The organism is Candidatus Eisenbacteria bacterium (genome assembly GCA_005893305.1).
In the GTDB taxonomy this organism is placed as follows: Bacteria; Eisenbacteria; RBG-16-71-46; order SZUA-252; family SZUA-252; genus WS-9.
In genome coordinates this window covers 157067-173859 of sequence record VBOZ01000029.1, presented here as the reverse complement: position 1 = coordinate 173859, position 16793 = coordinate 157067, and the positions used below count along the sequence as shown (strand labels likewise).

At 64.7% G+C, this 16793-nt stretch carries 12 protein-coding genes and 1 tRNA gene; 7 read left to right on the top strand and 6 right to left on the bottom strand.

What is annotated here, in order from left to right; translation table 11 throughout:
- Nucleotides 1-150 precede the first annotated feature (150 nt).
- The 3 genes from E6K79_09430 to E6K79_09420 all read left to right on the top strand — a co-directional run bounded on the left by E6K79_09430 (nucleotide 151) and on the right by E6K79_09420 (nucleotide 6642).
- Nucleotides 151-2238: a PKD domain-containing protein gene (locus tag E6K79_09430; GenBank protein ID TMQ63848.1), complete on the top strand. Its 2088-nt coding sequence runs from the start codon at nucleotides 151-153 to the stop codon at nucleotides 2236-2238.
- 190 nt (nucleotides 2239-2428) lie between these two features.
- Complete coding sequence (locus E6K79_09425; protein TMQ63847.1) at nucleotides 2429-4495, top strand: PKD domain-containing protein; 2067 nt, start codon at nucleotides 2429-2431, stop codon at nucleotides 4493-4495.
- A gap of 86 nt (nucleotides 4496-4581) precedes the next feature.
- Nucleotides 4582-6642: a PKD domain-containing protein gene (locus E6K79_09420; protein TMQ63846.1), complete on the top strand. Its 2061-nt coding sequence runs from the start codon at nucleotides 4582-4584 to the stop codon at nucleotides 6640-6642.
- Here the strand turns inward: E6K79_09420 and E6K79_09415 are convergent.
- Together E6K79_09415 and E6K79_09410 are read right to left on the bottom strand one after the other, a co-directional pair.
- Entirely contained in the window at nucleotides 6632-7540 is a 909-nt protein-coding gene (locus E6K79_09415) for a permease (protein ID TMQ63845.1), read from the bottom strand. The two genes, E6K79_09420 and E6K79_09415, sit on opposite strands and share 11 nt — an antisense overlap.
- 84 nt (nucleotides 7541-7624) lie before the next feature.
- Nucleotides 7625-8455: a hypothetical protein gene (locus tag E6K79_09410; protein TMQ63844.1), complete on the bottom strand. Its 831-nt coding sequence runs from the start codon at nucleotides 8453-8455 to the stop codon at nucleotides 7625-7627.
- A gap of 785 nt (nucleotides 8456-9240) precedes the next feature.
- Between E6K79_09410 and E6K79_09405 the strand changes: the two genes are divergently transcribed.
- Entirely contained in the window at nucleotides 9241-9597 is a 357-nt protein-coding gene (locus tag E6K79_09405; GenBank protein ID TMQ63843.1) for a hypothetical protein, read from the top strand.
- On the opposite strand, the gene E6K79_09400 is transcribed toward E6K79_09405, so the two are convergent.
- From E6K79_09400 to E6K79_09385, 4 genes are all read right to left on the bottom strand, one after another.
- Nucleotides 9570-10007 carry a hypothetical protein gene (locus E6K79_09400; GenBank protein ID TMQ63842.1) on the bottom strand — a complete coding sequence of 146 codons (438 nt, stop codon included), beginning with the start codon at nucleotides 10005-10007 and terminating at the stop codon, nucleotides 9570-9572. The genes E6K79_09405 and E6K79_09400 overlap by 28 nt on opposite strands.
- A 629-nt stretch (nucleotides 10008-10636) precedes the next feature.
- A tRNA-Leu gene (locus E6K79_09395) sits at nucleotides 10637-10719 on the bottom strand.
- A gap of 11 nt (nucleotides 10720-10730) precedes the next feature.
- Nucleotides 10731-11810: an HlyC/CorC family transporter gene (locus tag E6K79_09390; GenBank protein TMQ63841.1), complete on the bottom strand. Its 1080-nt coding sequence runs from the start codon at nucleotides 11808-11810 to the stop codon at nucleotides 10731-10733.
- A 21-nt stretch (nucleotides 11811-11831) separates the two neighbouring features.
- Nucleotides 11832-13712: a redoxin domain-containing protein gene (locus tag E6K79_09385; protein ID TMQ63840.1), complete on the bottom strand. Its 1881-nt coding sequence runs from the start codon at nucleotides 13710-13712 to the stop codon at nucleotides 11832-11834.
- A 102-nt stretch (nucleotides 13713-13814) separates the two neighbouring features.
- On the opposite strand from E6K79_09385, the gene E6K79_09380 reads away from it, so the two are divergent.
- From E6K79_09380 to E6K79_09370, 3 genes are all read left to right on the top strand, one after another.
- A complete protein-coding gene (locus tag E6K79_09380; GenBank protein TMQ63839.1) occupies nucleotides 13815-14393 on the top strand; it encodes a hypothetical protein in 579 nt (192 codons plus the stop codon).
- Between the two features lie 3 nt (nucleotides 14394-14396).
- Entirely contained in the window at nucleotides 14397-15230 is an 834-nt protein-coding gene (locus tag E6K79_09375; protein TMQ63838.1) for a hypothetical protein, read from the top strand.
- 61 nt (nucleotides 15231-15291) lie between these two features.
- Nucleotides 15292-16793, top strand: a 1502-nt coding sequence (locus E6K79_09370; protein TMQ63837.1) for a Zn-dependent oligopeptidase, incomplete at its 3' end; no start/stop codon positions are given.

The following is a 16793-nucleotide window of genomic DNA, read 5'->3' as shown; positions in this document are numbered from 1 at the left end:
ATTTTCTACCTCGATTCCGTATTCTTCCGAATAGTCCTCCCCGGCGGCCCGTCCTACACTCAAGTGGCGAAGGAAACCAACGTCGAGGAACGGCCGTGGGGGTCGGGGGATCCGCCGGGCGGCCGCTCCCGATTGGCCTGGGGGGCTGACATGATCGGTTTCTCCAATCGGCGCCGCCCTGCGGGGGGCGAGCCGAGGAACCACACGCTATCCGCCATCCTGCTCTTCTCCGTCTCCCTGATCGGACTCTCTCCAAGCCGAGCGCCGGGCCAGCCGTTCGCAGCGCCGGCGCACTACGCAACAGGGTCCCAACCCAGCCACGTCGAGGTGGGAGATCTCAATGGGGACGGTACGCTGGATCTCGTCACGTCGCACGCGAACAGCGTCTCTGTCCTCCTGGGCACCGGAAACGGGGCTTTCGGGGCGCACGTGGACTATCCAACGGGCGTCACCGGCTCGCTCCGGATGGGTGATCTAAACCAGGACGGGAAGCTCGACTTGCTGATTCTGAGCGGCTCGGCCCTCTCTGTCCTCCTCGGCAACGGGGACGGGTCGTTCGGCCCAAGGACCGACTACGCCACGAGAGCGGGCGTTTACGGCCAATCGCCATTCCTCTTAGCGGTAGCCGATCTAAACGGCGACTCAAAACTGGACGCCATCGTGGCCGGCTGGGGCATCCTGTCTATTTTCCTAGGAAACGGAGACGGCACGTTCGGCGCGAGGATGGACAACGATATGGGATGGCCGGTTTATTCGCTCGCCGTCGCTGATTTCAACGGAGACTCGAATCAGGACCTCGCGTATCCGAAGGGCGGTGGAGTCACTGTGTTGTGTGGGAATGGCGACGGCAGCTTTCGGGGCTGCGGGGGCGCGGCAATCTCCCTTGCGCGCCCCGGCGGCGAACCGTACATCATCGCGGTCGGGGACTTGAACGGGGACGGTAAGACGGACCTGGCGACGAGAGTTTTCGACATCGATGTCATGGCTACCCTCTTAGGCAATGGCGACGGTAGTTTCGGGCAGCCCATCCAGTGGGGGTCATCCTCTACAGATGATATTGCCAAGGGGGACTTCAACGGCGACGGGCACTTGGATCTTGTGGTCACCAATCCGAACGCCATCGAAGTCTTCCTCGGGGCCGGTGATGGCCGAACAAACGGCCAGGTTGCGTGCGCGGCGGGAGGTCCTCCTGGGTTCACCGCGCCGGCAGATCTAGACGGCGACGGGCGGCTCGATCTTGTCACCAACCTGCGAGGAGCCGATTCCGTGGCCGTAATGCTCAACATTCGGAACCGCTATCCGGTGGCGAACGCGCGAGGGCCGTACGCCGGGCTCGTCAATCAGAGCATCGAGTTCATCGGTACCGGCTCGTCCGACCCGGACGGCGACGCGCTGGCGTACGCCTGGGACTTCGGAGACGGCAGGACGGCCACGGGCCCGACCCCCATGCATGCCTACGCGGCGGAGGGCGTCTTCCCGGTAATCCTCCAGGTCACCGACACGGGCGGCCTCTCCGACGACGACCCCACGACGGCCACGGTCCGATCCGACGTCCCGGTCGCGATCATCGCCAAGAACAACGGAACCGTCCTCGATGCCAGGAAGGTGAGGGGATACACGAAGGTGGCCGTCGAGCAGGCCATGGTCCCCTACTCGTCCATTGTCGCCACCTCACTCCGCCTGACGACCGACTACCCTACCCCCGGCACCGTCACCGAGTGCGCGGCCGAGATCAAGGCCGGCACGAGTACTCTCGGCGACATGAATCTGAATGGTGTACCTGATTACATGATCAGCTTCGCCGAATCGTGTGTCAGGGATCTCTTCGATGGGGCTCCGAACAACACCACGGCGAACATCATCGTCACCGGAGAGGTCGAGACCTCGTCGGGCACCGCGCCGCTCCGCGGCGTGAAGACGGTCACCGTTCGCACGGCCCACAGCTCGGCGCCGATCCACGCATCCGCCTCGCCGAACCCGTTCAACCCGGAGACGGCGATCTCGTACACGGTGAACAGCGCGGGGCCGGTTACGCTGCGAATCTTCTCGATCGACGGCCGCCTGATTCGGACGCTGAAGCATGGAGAGATGACGACGGCGGGCACGCATGAAGTGTGGTGGAACGGCGCGAACGACCGGAGCGAGCCGGTCTCGTCGGGCATCTACTTCGTGAGGACGGATCAGGTGCTCGGCGACAGGGAGCTGTCCGCGGTGCTGAAGCTAACGCTTACGAAATAACGAATTGCCCGGGGAGGCGGCCAAACCGCCCGGCCCGGCTCATCAGTAGTTTTTCATCGCCGGATCTGGAATCCAGCGAATACCGGTTCGCACGCGCGTCCCGTACGATCCGTCGCGTCCCCTCCTACCGGGACGGGGACTTGAGCCGCGGCCACCTTCAGGGCTGGGGGGCGGCTGCTAGGAGGACGCGATGAATGGAATCTATCGGACCTCTCTACCCACCGCTCTGCTCCTTTCCATTTCGCTGATCGAACTCGCCCCGAGCGGAGCTTCGGGCCAGCCGTTCGGAGCGCCGACGCAGTTCGAAACGGCGCTCGGCCCCGGGGACGCTGCGGTAGGCGACCTCAACGGGGACGGCGCTCTGGATCTCGTCACGGCACACGAGGGATCGGGCATCGTCTCCGTCCTCTTGGGCGACGGGACCGGGGCCTTCCAGCCGCACAGGGAATACGCAACGGGGACGGGGCCGTTCCGTGTCCTCGTCAGTGACATGAACCAGGACGGGATCTTGGACGTGCTGACCTTGGGTCAAGCCGCCGTCTCGGTTCTCCTCGGCAACGGCGACGGGTCGTTTCGCGAGAGGGCCGACTTCCCCACGGCAAATCCACAGGGACCATCCACGTTTTTCGCGATCGCCGATCTGAACGCGGACTCTAAGCCGGACGTCGTCGTGGTGGGTTTTGGCATCGTGTCCGTCTTTCTCGGCAATGGGGACGGCACCTTCGCGCCAAGGACGGACGACGATCGCTGGGGCGTCGCTTATTCGGTCGCCGTGACCGACCTGAACGGAGACTCGAAGCCGGATATCGCGTTTTCGAAGGGTGGAGGGATCACGGTGCTGTTTGGAAACGGCGACGGCACCTTTGGCTACGGCGGATATACGCCCGTCTACCACGTGCCCTCCGGCGGGGATCCGGACATCATCGCGGTCGGCGACTTGAACGGGGACCGAAAATCGGATCTTGCAACGGTCGTTTTCGACGTCCACATCCTGTCGGTGCTGTTGGGCAACGGCGACGGAACGTTCGGAGATGTGATCGACTGGGGGTCTCCCTTCGCGCCCGGTGTGCTCGGCAAGGGCGACTTCAACGGCGACGGGCTGTTGGATCTATCGACGTTGCCGGACAGCGGCGGCGTCGCAATCCTCACCGGCGCCGGCGACGGGCGGAGAGACGCGCAGTATGTGTACGAGACGGGAGGTGCCCCGGGATTCATCGCGCCGGCGGATCTGAACGGCGACTCGCGGCTCGACCTCGTGGTCACGCTCCCGTCATCCAATTCCGTGGCGGTACTGCTGAACGTCGGAAACCGCGCTCCGGAGGCAAACGCCCGCGGACCGTACGCAGGGCTCGCGACTCAGTCCATCGACTTCAACGGTACCGCCTCGTCCGATCCGAACGGCGATGCGCTTGCGTTCACTTGGGATTTCGGGGACGGCAAGACCGCCTCTGGCCCGACCCCCGCGCACGCATACCCCGCCGAGGGGGTCTTCCCGGTGATGCTCCATGTGGCCGACGCGGGCGGCCTTTCCGATGACGACTCCACGACCGCAACGGTCCGATCCGATGTCCCGGTCGCGGTCGTCCTCAAGAACAACGGCACCGTCCTCGATGTCTCGACCGGAAGGGGATCCACCAAGGTTGCCATCGAGGAGACCATGATGCCGTACTCATCGATACACGCCGCTACGCTCCGCCTGAAGACCGACTACCCGACCCCCGGCGCGGTCACCGAGTGCGCCGCCGACACCCGGGTTGGCACGGGTACCATCGGCGACATGGATCTGAACGGCGTACCCGACTACCAGATCAGCTTCGCCACATCGTGTGTCCGGGACCTGCTCAGCGGTGCTCCGAATAACAGCACCGTGAACATCATCGTCGCCGGGGAGGTCCAGACAACGTCGGGGACCGCGCCGCTCCAAGGCGTGAAGTCGGTCACCCTCCGAACCGGCGGCACAGGCTCGGCACCGATCATGACATCGGCCTCACCGAATCCGTTCAACCCAGAGACGGCGATCTCATACACCGTGAAGAGCGAGGGGCCGGTCACGCTCCGCGTCTACTCGATGGACGGCCGCCTCGTTCGGACGCTGAAGCAGGGTGAGATGACGGCGGCGGGCACCCATGAGGTGCGTTGGGACGGCGCGAATGACCAGAACCAGCAGGCATCGTCGGGAATCTACTTCGTGAGAACGGATCAGGTGCTCGCCGGCGGAGCGCAGTCCGCGGTGCTGAAGGTGACGCTTACGAAGTAGGGCCAACGCTTGTGTTTGTCCGGTGAAGGACTTGCACTTCACCGCATTCGAGGCGAGGAGGGTCTTACTCACTAGGAGGACTCGCCATGAATCGCACCCCTCTGCCCACCGTGCTACTCATCTCCATTTCCCTGATCGGGCTCATTCCAAGCGGAGCCTTGGGGCAGCCGTTTGGAGCGCCGGCGCAGTACGCTACGGGATCCCAACCCAGCCACGTCGAGGTGGGAGATCTCAATGGGGACGGCACGCTGGATCTCGTCACGTCGCACGCGAACAGCGTCTCTGTCCTCCTGGGCACCGGAAACGGGGCTTTCGCGGCGCACGTGGACTATCCAACGGGCGTCACCGGCTCGCTCCAGATGGGGGATCTAAACCAAGATGGGAAACTCGACTTGCTGATTCTGAGCAGCTCGGCCCTTTCTGTCCTCCTCGGCAACGGGGACGGGTCGTTCGGCCCAAGGACCGATTTTGCCACGAGAAAGGGCGTATTCGGCCAACCGCCAAACCTCTTAGCGGTAGCCGATCTAAACGGCGACTCAAAACTGGACGCCATCGTGGCCGGCTGGGACCTCCTGTCTATTTTCCTAGGAAACGGAGACGGCACGTTCGGCGCGAGGATGGACACCGAGAATATGGGATGGGAGGTTTCCTCGCTTGCCATCGGTGACATGAATGGAGACTCGAAACCGGACATCGCGTATTCGAAGGGCGGAGAAATCATTGTGTGGTTTGGGAATGGCGACGGTACCTTCGGAGGGCGCGGTGGGGCGGCAGTCTCCCTTGCGCACGAAGGCGGGGAACCGTGCATCGTTGCTGTCGGAGACTTCAACGGGGACGGTAAAGAGGATCTGGCCACGGTCGTTTTCGACGTCCACATCCTAGCGGTGCTCCTGGGCCACGGCGACGGATACTTCGGGGAGCCGATCCAATGGGGATCACGCTTCGATAACAATACGCTTGCCAAGGGGGACTTCGACGGCGACGGGCGATTGGATCTTGCGGCGACCGCGGAGGCGATCCCACCCCACATCGCGGTCCTCCTCGGGGCCGGTGACGGCCAACTAGGTGTGCGAGTTGAGTGTGCGACCGGAGGTACTCCTGGGTTCATCGCGCCTGCAGATCTTAACGACGATGGGCGGCTGGATCTTGTCACCAATCTGCGGGGAGTCGATTCCGTGGCCGTAATGCTCAACATTCGGAACCGCGCTCCGACCGCGGACGCCCATGGACCCTACGCCGGCCTCGCAACTCAAGGCATCGACTTCACCGGCGCCGGCTCGTCTGATCCTGACGGCGACGCGCTCGCGTATGCCTGGGATTTCGGAGACGGCAGCACCGCCTCGGGCCCAACCCCCAGGCATGCCTACGCGGCGGAGGGGGTCTTTCCGGTGATCCTCCATGTGACCGACACGGGCAGCCTCTCCGACGACGACTCCACGTCGGCGACGGTCCGCTCCGATGTCCCGGTCGCGATCATCCTCAAGGACAACGGGACCGTCCTCGATGCCAAGAACGGAAAGGGGTACACGAAGGTGGCGGTCGAGCAGACCATGATGCCCAACGCGTCGATACTCGCCAGTACGCTGCGCCTGAAGACCGACTACCCGACCTCCGGCACCGTCACCGAGTGCCCGGCCGAGGCCAAGGCCGGCACGGGCGTGATCGGTGACATGGATCTCAACACCGTGCCCGACTATATGATCAGCTTCGACGAATCGTGTGTCCGGTCCCTGTTCACCGGTGCTCCGAATAACACCACCGCGAACATCATCGTCACCGGGGAGGTACAGACCTCCTCGGGGACCGCGCCCCTCCGCGGCGTGAAGTCGGTCACCGTCCGGACCCGCCGCGGCTCGGCGCCGATCTCGACATGGGCCTCGCCGAACCCGTTCAACCCGGAGACGGCTATTTCATACACCGTAGAGAGCGCGGGCCCGGTCACGCTGCGCATCTACTCGATCGACGGCCGTCTGATCCGGACATTGAAGCGTGGCGAGATGACGACAGCGGGCACTCATGAAGTGCGCTGGGAGGGCGCGAACGACCAGAACCAGCAGGCGTCGTCGGGCATCTACTTCGTGAGAACGGATCAGGTGGTCGCAGGTGGAGCGCAGTCCGCGGTGCTGAAGGTGACGCTTACGAAGTAGCGCCGCTGCCGCGCCGGACGGACCCGACCAGCAACAGAACTACGCCCGCGAGGATCACGCCCGTTGCGGCCCACTCTTGAAGCGTAACCGACTCACCCCCGAAGACGATGCCCAGGAGCAGTGCGATGACCGGATTCACGAAGGTGTAGCTTGCGGCCAGGCCAGCGGGGGTGCGGGCAAGCAACACCATGTAGGCATTGAACGCGAGCAGCGAGCCGAACACGACGAGATACCCCCAGGCCCATGCAGCCAGTGCCTGGGGTGGCCACTCCAAGTGCTCCCCGGCAATGCCGGCGAGGAGCATCAGTACCAGTCCGCCTGCGAGCATCTCACTCGCGAATCCCATGGCGCCCGGCGCAAGCGGCAGTCGCCGCTGGCTCAGCACGCTGCCGACGGACCAGCAGACGCAGCCTATGGCTACCGCAGTCAATCCCGCCGGCGACGACTGAAACCCCTGCCCCCGCGTCAGCAGCACGACCCCGGCGAGCCCCATGGCGATCCCGATCATCTCCATGCGGCCGGGTACCACACGCCAGAACAGGTTCACGCCCGCGATCACGAGCGGGTTGATCGCGATGAAAACCACCACGAGCCCGGAACCGACGGTCTTCTCGGCGATCGCCACGCTTCCCATGCCGCCGGCAAGCATGAGCGCGCCGATCACGAATGCATGGCCCCACTGACGGGCGTTCGGCCAGGGCGCGCCTCGTGCCCAGCGCATCCATGCTGCGAGGCCGGCGCCCGCGACGAGGAAACGCGAGCCCATCTGGAGATACGGCGGGAAACTGACCAGCGCGAAGCGGATGGCGAGCGAGCCCCAGATGAGCCAGGTCGCGGCGAGGCACGCCAACACGATCGGCGGGAGCCGCCGCGCGGTCCCTTCCGCGAGTGTGCTCATGGGATCTCCGTTGAAAACAAGGGTCGCGGCGACGAAAGCAGCGTGCGTGCTATGTAAATTATGCCCGGGGAAGGGCTCGAACCTTCATGGGGTTTCCCCTTGTTGCGGCTCTTTGAAGGGATTCCAGTCGGGCTCTCCCCGCGCCTTCCGTAGTGCCTCGACTGCCTCCTCCGCGATCCGGACGTCACCAGGCGCGTTCTTGATCAGCGCCGCAGTGATCGCGGGCAGCTGGACCGCGCGTTCCCACCACCCCGACCGTCCCTCGATCGGATCTTCCCAGTCCTGCGCCCGCGAATGGAGGATCGCGTTCCTTCGCTCCATGAGGTCTTCGATCTGTGTAAGAAGGGTCCTGTCAACCTTGGTCAGCGCGCGCGCGAGGGCGACGAGATCCTTACCCATCAGCCAACCCCTCTTCTTGGGCCACACGCGTAGCAGGAGTTTGCGCTGTTGGCCATGGGCGGTTGCCTTTCGCAGGCTGGCGATCGCGACGAGCGAGTGCTCGCACGCCGCGGCTGAGAACACCGTGCAGATGACCGAGTGCCGGAAGTGGTCGGACGGCATCTCCTCCCGAAGTCGCTCCTTTCCGAACGTCCAGCCGCCCACTTTCGGCCGCCCGGGGAGTGCTTCAAGGTCGCGATGCGCACGCTGCGCCAAGTAAAGGTAGAACCGGCTCGACTCCATCGCAACTACCGGCTCCGTCTCGACGAGGCGCACACGCGCGCCCATTCGCTCGAAGATCCGCCTGTATTGCCTCGTGCGGCCGTGCACTTGAAACGCCGAGACTGTGCTCCCGTCGCGCTTCTTGTAGCGGCCGCGTCGGTTCACCTCCGCGGCGAGATCGGTGGTCGTGGTCCACCAGTTCTCCCGCCCCCGCAGTATCGCGGCGAGTTCATCGTGCAGCAGCACTCGGTCCATGTGGCTCCTCGTTCTGTCACCATGTTTCACTGCCGCATGCCCTGGATCACCGATTCGACCTGGGTGGGGGGAATCCCGTTCTCCTGAGCGGCCTCCGTCCATAGGCTGTCTTCGTCTGCCGCGGGGCTTCGGCGGAGAGGCTGAAGCCGCCCTCGAACGGATCGTTCATGCCTGAGTAATGCGAGAAATACAGTTTGGAGTCCCGCACCGTCGCCTCAAGGTATCCGCGGAGGCGCGGTGAGGTCTCTTCGCTCCGGTCGCGGAGCTTGACGTATCGGTAGAGGGGTTCCGGTACGTGGCAACCCATCTTGCGGGCCTTCTCGGTGTCCTCTTCGGTCCAGCCTCTACGTGACCTGTCGGGCACCGGGACGAAGGCGCCGGTGATTGGCAAGGACGGAGTCTCTCCGGTCACGGTTACCTTAGGCGCTCTCCCGACGCGCTCTCCAAGGGTCCATTACTTGCTACCTTTCTTTGGCGGCATAGCTTGGTACACTGTGTCGTTGACAAACAACCACTTCGGATCCGGACGGCCACTTGCGCCGAGCGATCCGTCGACCCGTAAGTATTGATGCACCAGGGCGATGCACTTGCCTTTCTGCGTTAGATATGCTACTATCTGGCTCCTCGTGCAGAAGGGCTCGGCAGCTTTCGGGAGTGCAGGATGCCTGTCTGTGCGCACGGACGCGACCAGGATGCCGTCGGTAATCTGATCCGCGTAGCCGGCGCTGTTAAACATCTCGCACAGCACCTCAGGCGTGACTAACTGCTTTTTTCGAGGTTTGACCATGAGCGCCTTGTCCGAACTGAAGAATCAGATTGCCAGCCTTGTCGAAGGTGGGTCGATCGATGCATTTCAAGAATGGTTCGTTCCTGCGGTGATGAATGGTGTCGCCGACTCGGAACTTGACGCGCTTTCCGCTGAGGTTGAGTTGCGCCTCGCGGAGCACACCAGCGGCCATCTTTCTGAGCCTGAACTCCGCGAAGAGTTTCGTGCGCTTCTCGAGGGTCGACTCGTCGCCTCCGGCCAGCCTGCGCCGAAGATCACGTACAGGATCACTACTACGTCCGCGGCTAACTACGAGATCTCGGTCGGAACAAGCCCGCTTCCTCTCACTCAGGAACTCGAACTACGGACGGGGTGATAGACGATCCGGAGCGGGATTCTCGTGAGGAGTTGGTCGTCATCCAAGATCACGGAAAACCAATAGAGACCCTCCTGGTCCACCTGAATACTCGTCTGCACGACCAAGTTCACACCGCGATCCTCACCCTCAAGTAGGACGGGCGTGTCTGCCGGCGGCAGGAAATCCCCCGAGGGCTTCTCCGGTCGGATCGTGATTTTATGGCGTCCCTTCGCCCTTCCCGCCTTGAGGAGCACGATCGCCGTGAGGGATACCTGGCCAGGCGGCATGGAGTCTGGAACCTCAGGGCCCCGAACGCTGATTGTCAGGCGGTCGATGACCCTGATGATGCTCATGACCCCATCCTTCTCCTCGAGCGTCCGCTCGCAAAAGACGGCCATCCCAAGGTAGGGACCGCCGGAATCCTTCATTTGCGTTTCACCCCTCGCTTTCCTGGCCACCTGCGTCCTGGGTCAACTAACACGCCATGCGGTAGCAGACCATGCCGGCCGGTTGGTCGTCAACCACCGCCGACCTGAGTATCGTCTTCAGCGGTGGAGGGGGGCCGATCCCTTCGGGGGCTGCCCCACCACCAAACTTTCATGCTCGACCCCGCGTCGGCGCGGAAACGGCCTGATCCACCAACGGGACCCCACACCCGGCCGGATGGGACCCATCGCCTCTGAGACAAGACCCATCGCCAGATCGCAGAGTCGAGTCCGGAGACAGGCTCGCCGATGGACCGCCCTCACCACCGCACGTCAGCCGCTCCGAGCGGGACTCCGCGCCAGGTGGGGACGACTTGAGGCGCCGGGCCGGGGTAGTGCCCTTGGGGGGTACGTCGGGGATGAACCACACGCGAAAGCGAAAACCCGGAAGCACGACCAAGGTGCTGACCAAGACGCTCATACGTGTGGGGATGATCATCTTCGAGAGAAGGGCCTTCGAAAGATGATCACTTTCGAAGGAAGAACAAGGTGATCAAGGGCGAACCCTCCGCGCTCGGGCACCCGTTTGGGCACCGGGCAGGAGCGTCTCGTTGCGCGGCCTTCTAACTAATTGCCCGGGGAAGGGCTCGAACCTTCATGGGGTTTCCCCCAGGGGATTTTAAGTCCCCTGCGTCTACCATTCCGCCACCCGGGCATCGAGACGACTCACCGCACCATCCTCGCCACGTCGTGCTCGTCCTCGATGTCGCCGACGATCTCCTCGACGATGTCCTCGAGGGTGATGATCCCGATGGGGACGCCGGCTTCGTCGATCACCACCGCCATCTGCCGGCGAATCTTCCGGAATTCCTTGAGCTGCTCGGCGATCGATCGCTGCGCGGGCGCCCAGGTCGCGGTGAACATCGCGTCCTCCAGGTTGACGAGCCCGCTGGTCGCGTAGACCGCGAACAGATCCTTCACGTTCACGATCCCGACGATCTTCGTCCGCTCCCCGTCGTACACCGGGAAACGGGTGTGCACGCTGCCCTGGAGGGCGTTCAGGATCTCATCGGGCGTCATCCGGTACTCGAGCATGATCGCGTCCTTGAGCGGGACCATCGACTCCCGCACCCTCTTCTCCGGGAGCCGGAACGCGTTTTTCAATAGCTCAGCGTGGTCGGGGGTCATCCTCCCCGCCTCGGACACGTCCTCGACGAGAAGCTGCAGCTCGTGGACCGAGTGCACGTGCTGCGCGTGCTCGGCGGGCTCGAAGCCCAGAAGCCGGACGAGCATCATCCCGACACGATTGATGAACGCGATGAACGGGCGCAGGACCCGCTCGAAGAAGAGGAGTGGCGGCGCGAGGGTCAGGACCACGCGGTCCGGAATCCGGATCGCGATCGTCCGGGGCGCCAGCTCTCCGGCCACGATGTGGAGGAAGGTGATTCCGCCGAAGGCGACGATGGTCGCGGCGGTGTGGGAGGCGAAAGGCCCCCATGCGGCCGGGAGGAATCGGAACCACGGCTGCATCGTGCCGGCGAGCGCGGGCTCGCCGATCCAGCCGAGCGCGAGGCTCGCCATCGTGATCCCGAGCTGGGTCGCCGCCATCATGTCGTCGAGCCGATCGACGGCGCCCATGGCGAACGAGACGCCGGCCACCCGCTTCGAGGCCAGCTCCTCGAGGCGGGTCCGCCGGACGCTCACCAATGCGAACTCGGCCGCGACGAAGAACGCGTTCGCCAGGACCAGGAGCGGGATGATCAGAATGCGGCTGTAGGTGCCGAGGTGGGCCCAGAACTCATGCATGGGTCGACGCCCTGCTCGGTCTCAGGCGACCGCCGCGGTCAACTCGGTGGCCGACTCCCCCCGCTCCGAGAAGCTCACCGGAACGCTCCAGCTGGGATTGGCCGGAACGCAGACGCCCATTCCTTCGTGGCAGTACGCGAACGAAACCTGCACGTGAAGATCGGCGGAGCCGCTGGGCTGGGCGGGCAGCTCGAAGGCCAGCGGCCATGTCGCGCCCAGCATCGTCCGCTGCATGAGCACCGAGCCGCCGCGGCTCACGCGGACGCTCGCGGGGGCTTCCTCGCTCACGTGCGTGCCCTCGGGCAGACGCACGCGTACTTTCCATTCCGTCGCGGCGCCGGCGCGGAGCTTGGCGGGCGCGGTCAACGTCGCGGTCGCGTGCTCCGTCTCCTCGCGTCGGGAGACTCCCGGCGCCTCAAGTCCCTCGATCGTGATCTCGCTCCATGAGAGATCGGCGAGCGACACGCGGACGACCCGGTGATTGTTCGTGTCGGCGATGTAGAGGACGCCCTCCGCGGCGTGGAGCCCGCCCGGCTCGAATAGCGCGAGAGCGGCGTCCGATTGCGCACCGGGCTTCCCCGTCCCTGCCAGGGTCCGGATCGTCCCAGCCTTCGGGTCCAGTTCCTTGATCTTGTGGTTGTAGGTGTCCGCGACCAGGATCTTCTCACCCGAGATCGTGACCCCGAGCGGGTGCTGGAGCCGCGCGTCCGCGAGGGGACCGTCGATATCGCCGTAGTCAAAGAGGCCCTTGCCCACGAGGGTCTCGACCAGCTCCTCAGCGAGATCGATCCGCCGCACCGCGCTCACCTCGCTGTCGGCGAAGTAGAGATAGTTTCCCGCAAGCGCCACCCCCGAGGGCTGGGCCAGAGCCGCCGCTTCCACCGGCCCGTCGACGATGTTCTCTCTTCCGCTCCCGGCGAAGGCGCGGCAGAGGCCCATCGGCAGGTCGAGCCGCCAGATCTGGTGGGGGCCGGCCATCGCGATGTAGCAGGTGCTCCCCTCGACCGCGAGGTCCCAGGGAGAGTTCAAGACCTGCTTCGTGCCAACCTTCCCGCCCGCGCGGTCGTATCCCTGGACCCCGGTGCCCGCGACAGCGCGCACGGTCCAGGCGTCGAGGTCGACGGCGCGGATCATATGGTTCTCGGTATCGGCCACAAGAAGCGTCGACCCCATCAATGCGAGGCCCTGCGGATGGTGAAACGTGGCCCGATCGGCGGGCGCGTCGTCCCGGCCCTCCCTGCCCGATCCGATCACCCGAATCAAGCTCGAGCGGCCGGCTGAGTCCGGCAAGGTCGCGACCACGACCCGGTTGTGGTTCGAGTCCGCGATGAAGAGTCGCTTCCCTTTCGGATCGGCCAGGATCTTTCCCGGGAACGCAAGCCCGCTCGCGGCGCGCACCGACTGCTCGCGCTCGAATTTCAACGGCGCGGAAGCCAGCGTGCCCGCGGCGCGCCCCTCGGCCAGCACCTGGGCGATCGCCTCGTCGAGCCCCTCGCGGTTCCCCTCCCCCGCGACGGCTCCGACGATCTTCCGATCGGGCCCGACCAGAACCAGCGTCGGCCACGAGCGGACAGCGTACTCGCCCCAGAGCGCCATCTCCTCGTCGATGATCACGGGGTGCGCGATCTCGTACCGGCCCACGGCCGCCCGGACCGTCTGGCGCTGCCCCTCGTTCGTGAACTTGGCGCTGTGGACCCCGATCACGAGGAACGGCTGGTCCTTGTACTTCTCCTCGAGGTAGGCAAGGTCCGGGAGGACGTGCATGCAGTTGATGCAGCAGTAGGTCCAGAAATCGAGCAGAACCACTTGTCCCTTCAGCTCTTTGGCGAACATCAGGGGTCGGTCGGTGTTCAACCAGGCAAAGCTCGACGGAAGCTCGGGGGCGCGGGGATTGGCGTTCATGGAACCTAAGATACCACGGTCTGGCGGGGGTGGCGTGGGGCCCGGGAAACCGGCATAATCGCCTTCGTGATGGAACGGATATCCCGTAAGCCTTGGAGTGTCGTGGCGTGCGCGGCGGCGGTGGTCGCAGGCACCCTCCTGCTCCATCCGTCGGCGCGCGGCCAGCAGTACGTCCCGACCGACCCCCAGGAACACCCTCGTCTGGACTATGGAAACTCGGTCGTAACGCTCAACGACCGCTGCCCGGTTCGCCAGGCGAAGCTGAACCCAACCTACAGGCCGGTCTACGTGAACCGCCGGCCGGTCGCGTTCTGCTGCATGACCTGCGCTGGGGTCTTCGTGCAGGATCCGGAGCGATATTTGAAGGCGCTCCAGATCACGCCGCCCAGCCTCTTTCAGAAGGGGAATAAGCCCATCCTCGACTCATCGCTTCGCTACCGGATCGGGTTCGAGATCTACTATTTTTCCAACCGCGCGGAGATGGATCGATTCAAGAAGGAGCCGCTGCGCTATTGCGGCGATCTGACCGACCCCGTGACCATGGTCCGCTTCCAGCCGACTGCGACCTCGCCCCACATCGTCTACGCGAACCGGACGTACTTCTTCGCCTCCGACTCGAGCCTCACGCAGTTCCTCGAGAAACCCGAGCAGCACAAAGACCGACGCAACGGCATGAACTAACGCGTGACCTCCGCATCGACTCGCCCGGGCACTCAGCCCGTTCGCTCGCTCACGGAAGTCCCCGAGCCCGCGGTTCGAGCTTGGATCGAGGAGGCGCTCCGGCGATCCGAAACGCTCGGATTCCTCCTCTGCGGGAGCCGCGTCGTAGGGTGGGCGGAACCGGACGGGGACACGGACGGATTTCTCTACGTCACGGAGGCGCACCGCCGCTCCCTCGACGTCGAGCAGACCGAAGTGCGTCTGACGGCGGAAGGCGAGGTCCCAAAGCGGCTGATCGGCGACTTCTCGATCTTTTCCGATACGGCGCTCGAGGAGCAGCTCCGCTCCCCGCTCGACATCGACCATTGGCCGTACGTCGACGCGGTGGTGATCCACGATACCGGGGGCGCGCTCGAGGCGTGGCGCCGACGGATCGCCGCCTTTCCCGAGGAGGGGTTTCGGGAGCGTGCCGTGCACAAGTACATTCAGCTCGTGATCGCCTACCACTACGCGGCCATGGACGACGTGCGTGGCTACCCGGTCGACCGGCAGCTGAACCTCTATCGGGCCGCGCTGGCCGGGGTGCACCTCTGGTTCACGCTGAAGCGCCGGTGGGCGCCTCCCTTCAAGTGGTGGACCCGCGAGGTCGAGCGCCTCGAGATCCGCCCCGACACGCAGGCCGTGATGGAGGGCGCGATCCTGAATCCCACGATCGAGACCCTCACTCATCTCCGTGATCACATGAAGACGGAGATGCGGCACGCCGGAATCTCCGAGATCGACAACGTCCTCCGCGCGTTCTTCACCACGCTTCTGCCGGAGCACCGCCCGGCGGTCTACCGGAACTCGTATCTCTAGCCCCTTGACGTCGCCCGCTGCCGGCTGCCTTAACCCGTCCCGATCGGACAAAGGAGGATCCGTGCTTTCTCGGTTCGCTCGCTGGCCCTCACGTCGCGGTCCATCGCGGCTCGCCGTCGCCGTAATCCTAGTAGCCGCGCTCATCGTGGGCAGGTCCACGCCGGGCACGGCGGCGACCCGCGCGGCCGCGGCCCACGCCGCCGCCGCGGCCTCGACCGGTCCGCCTCTCTTCTACACCGGGAAGCCGGACGCGGCCGCCTTCCGCACGCTATGCGAGGGCGAGCTCCAGACGGCCAAGGGAAGCTTGGACAAGATGCTCGCGGTGAAGGGCAAGCGGACGATCGCGAACACGCTCGATCCCTACAACCTCGTGATGCTCCACTCCGACAACGCCGGGAGCTACTCCTCCCTGATGGAGTCGGTGCATCCCGACTCGGTGTTTCGGGCGACCGCCGAGACGCTGACGCAGGAGGCGAGCAAGTTCCAGGATGAGCTGAAGCTGAACCGCGCGGTGTACGACGCCCTCAAGGCGGTTGATGTTTCCAAAGCCACCCCCACGACGAAGTACTTCGTCTCGAAGACGCTCCGCGACTTCCGGCTGGCGGGCGTGGACCAGGACGATGCCGTGCGCAAGCGGATCGCCGCGATGCGCGAGGAGCTGGTGCTCGTCTCGCAGGACTTCGATCGCAACATCCGGAATGACTCGAGGAAGATCCAGGTGACGGCGGCGGACCTCGAGGGGCTCCCCGAGGACTTTGTGAAGAGCCACGCGCCGGGCCCCGACGGAAAGATCACGCTCAGCATCGAGTACCCGGACTATTTCCCGGTGATGAGGTATTGCAAGAGTGGCGAGACGCGCCGCCGCCTCCAGTTCGAGGCGCTGAACCGCGCCTATCCCGCGAACATGGCGGTCCTCGACTCTATGATCGCGAAGCGAGACCGGTTGGCCCACATGCTGGGATACGGCAACTGGGCCGATTACATAACCGCCGACAAGATGATCGGCGACGGGAAGCACGCCGCCGAGTTCATCGAGCGGATCGGGAATCTGACCCGGGCGCAGGCCCAGCGCGAATACGAGGTCTTCCTGAAGCGCAAGCAGGAGGACGACCCCAGCGCCACGGTCGTCAATCGATGGGAAGCGCGGTACTACGAGCTCTTGATCAAGAAGCGCGACTACGATTTCGACGCCCAGGCCGCGCGCCCCTACTTCCCCTTCGAGCGGGTCAAGCAGGGCCTCTTCGACGTCACCTCGAAGCTCTTCGGCGTGACGTACAAGAAGATCGAGAACGCGGCCGTGTGGGATCCCAGCGTGGAGGCGTACGAGATCTGGGAGGGCAAGAAGCTCCTGGGCCGGTTCTTCCTCGATCTCCATCCGCGGCCCGGGAAATACAACCACGCCGCGCAGTTCGGAATCCGCACCGGCGTGACGGGGCTCCAGCTCCCCGAGGCCGCATTGATCTGCAACCTTCCGGGCGGGATCGAGGGCGACCCCGGGCTCATGGAGTTCGCCGACGTCACGACGTTCTTCCACGAGTTCGGCCACCTGCTTCATTCGATCTT

Bases quoted from the DNA above. Each gene is read 5' to 3' on its own strand.
- E6K79_09430 (TMQ63848.1), top strand. From the start codon at position 151: ATGATCGGTTTCTCCAATCGGCGCCGCCCTGCGGGGGGCGAGCCGAGG.
- E6K79_09425 (TMQ63847.1), top strand. From the start codon at position 2,429: ATGAATGGAATCTATCGGACCTCTCTACCCACCGCTCTGCTCCTTTCC.
- E6K79_09420 (TMQ63846.1), top strand. From the start codon at position 4,582: ATGAATCGCACCCCTCTGCCCACCGTGCTACTCATCTCCATTTCCCTG.
- E6K79_09415 (TMQ63845.1), bottom strand. From the start codon at position 7,540: ATGAGCACACTCGCGGAAGGGACCGCGCGGCGGCTCCCGCCGATCGTG.
- E6K79_09410 (TMQ63844.1), bottom strand. From the start codon at position 8,455: ATGGACCGAGTGCTGCTGCACGATGAACTCGCCGCGATACTGCGGGGG.
- E6K79_09405 (TMQ63843.1), top strand. From the start codon at position 9,241: ATGAGCGCCTTGTCCGAACTGAAGAATCAGATTGCCAGCCTTGTCGAA.
- E6K79_09400 (TMQ63842.1), bottom strand. From the start codon at position 10,007: ATGAAGGATTCCGGCGGTCCCTACCTTGGGATGGCCGTCTTTTGCGAG.
- E6K79_09390 (TMQ63841.1), bottom strand. From the start codon at position 11,810: ATGCATGAGTTCTGGGCCCACCTCGGCACCTACAGCCGCATTCTGATC.
- E6K79_09385 (TMQ63840.1), bottom strand. From the start codon at position 13,712: ATGAACGCCAATCCCCGCGCCCCCGAGCTTCCGTCGAGCTTTGCCTGG.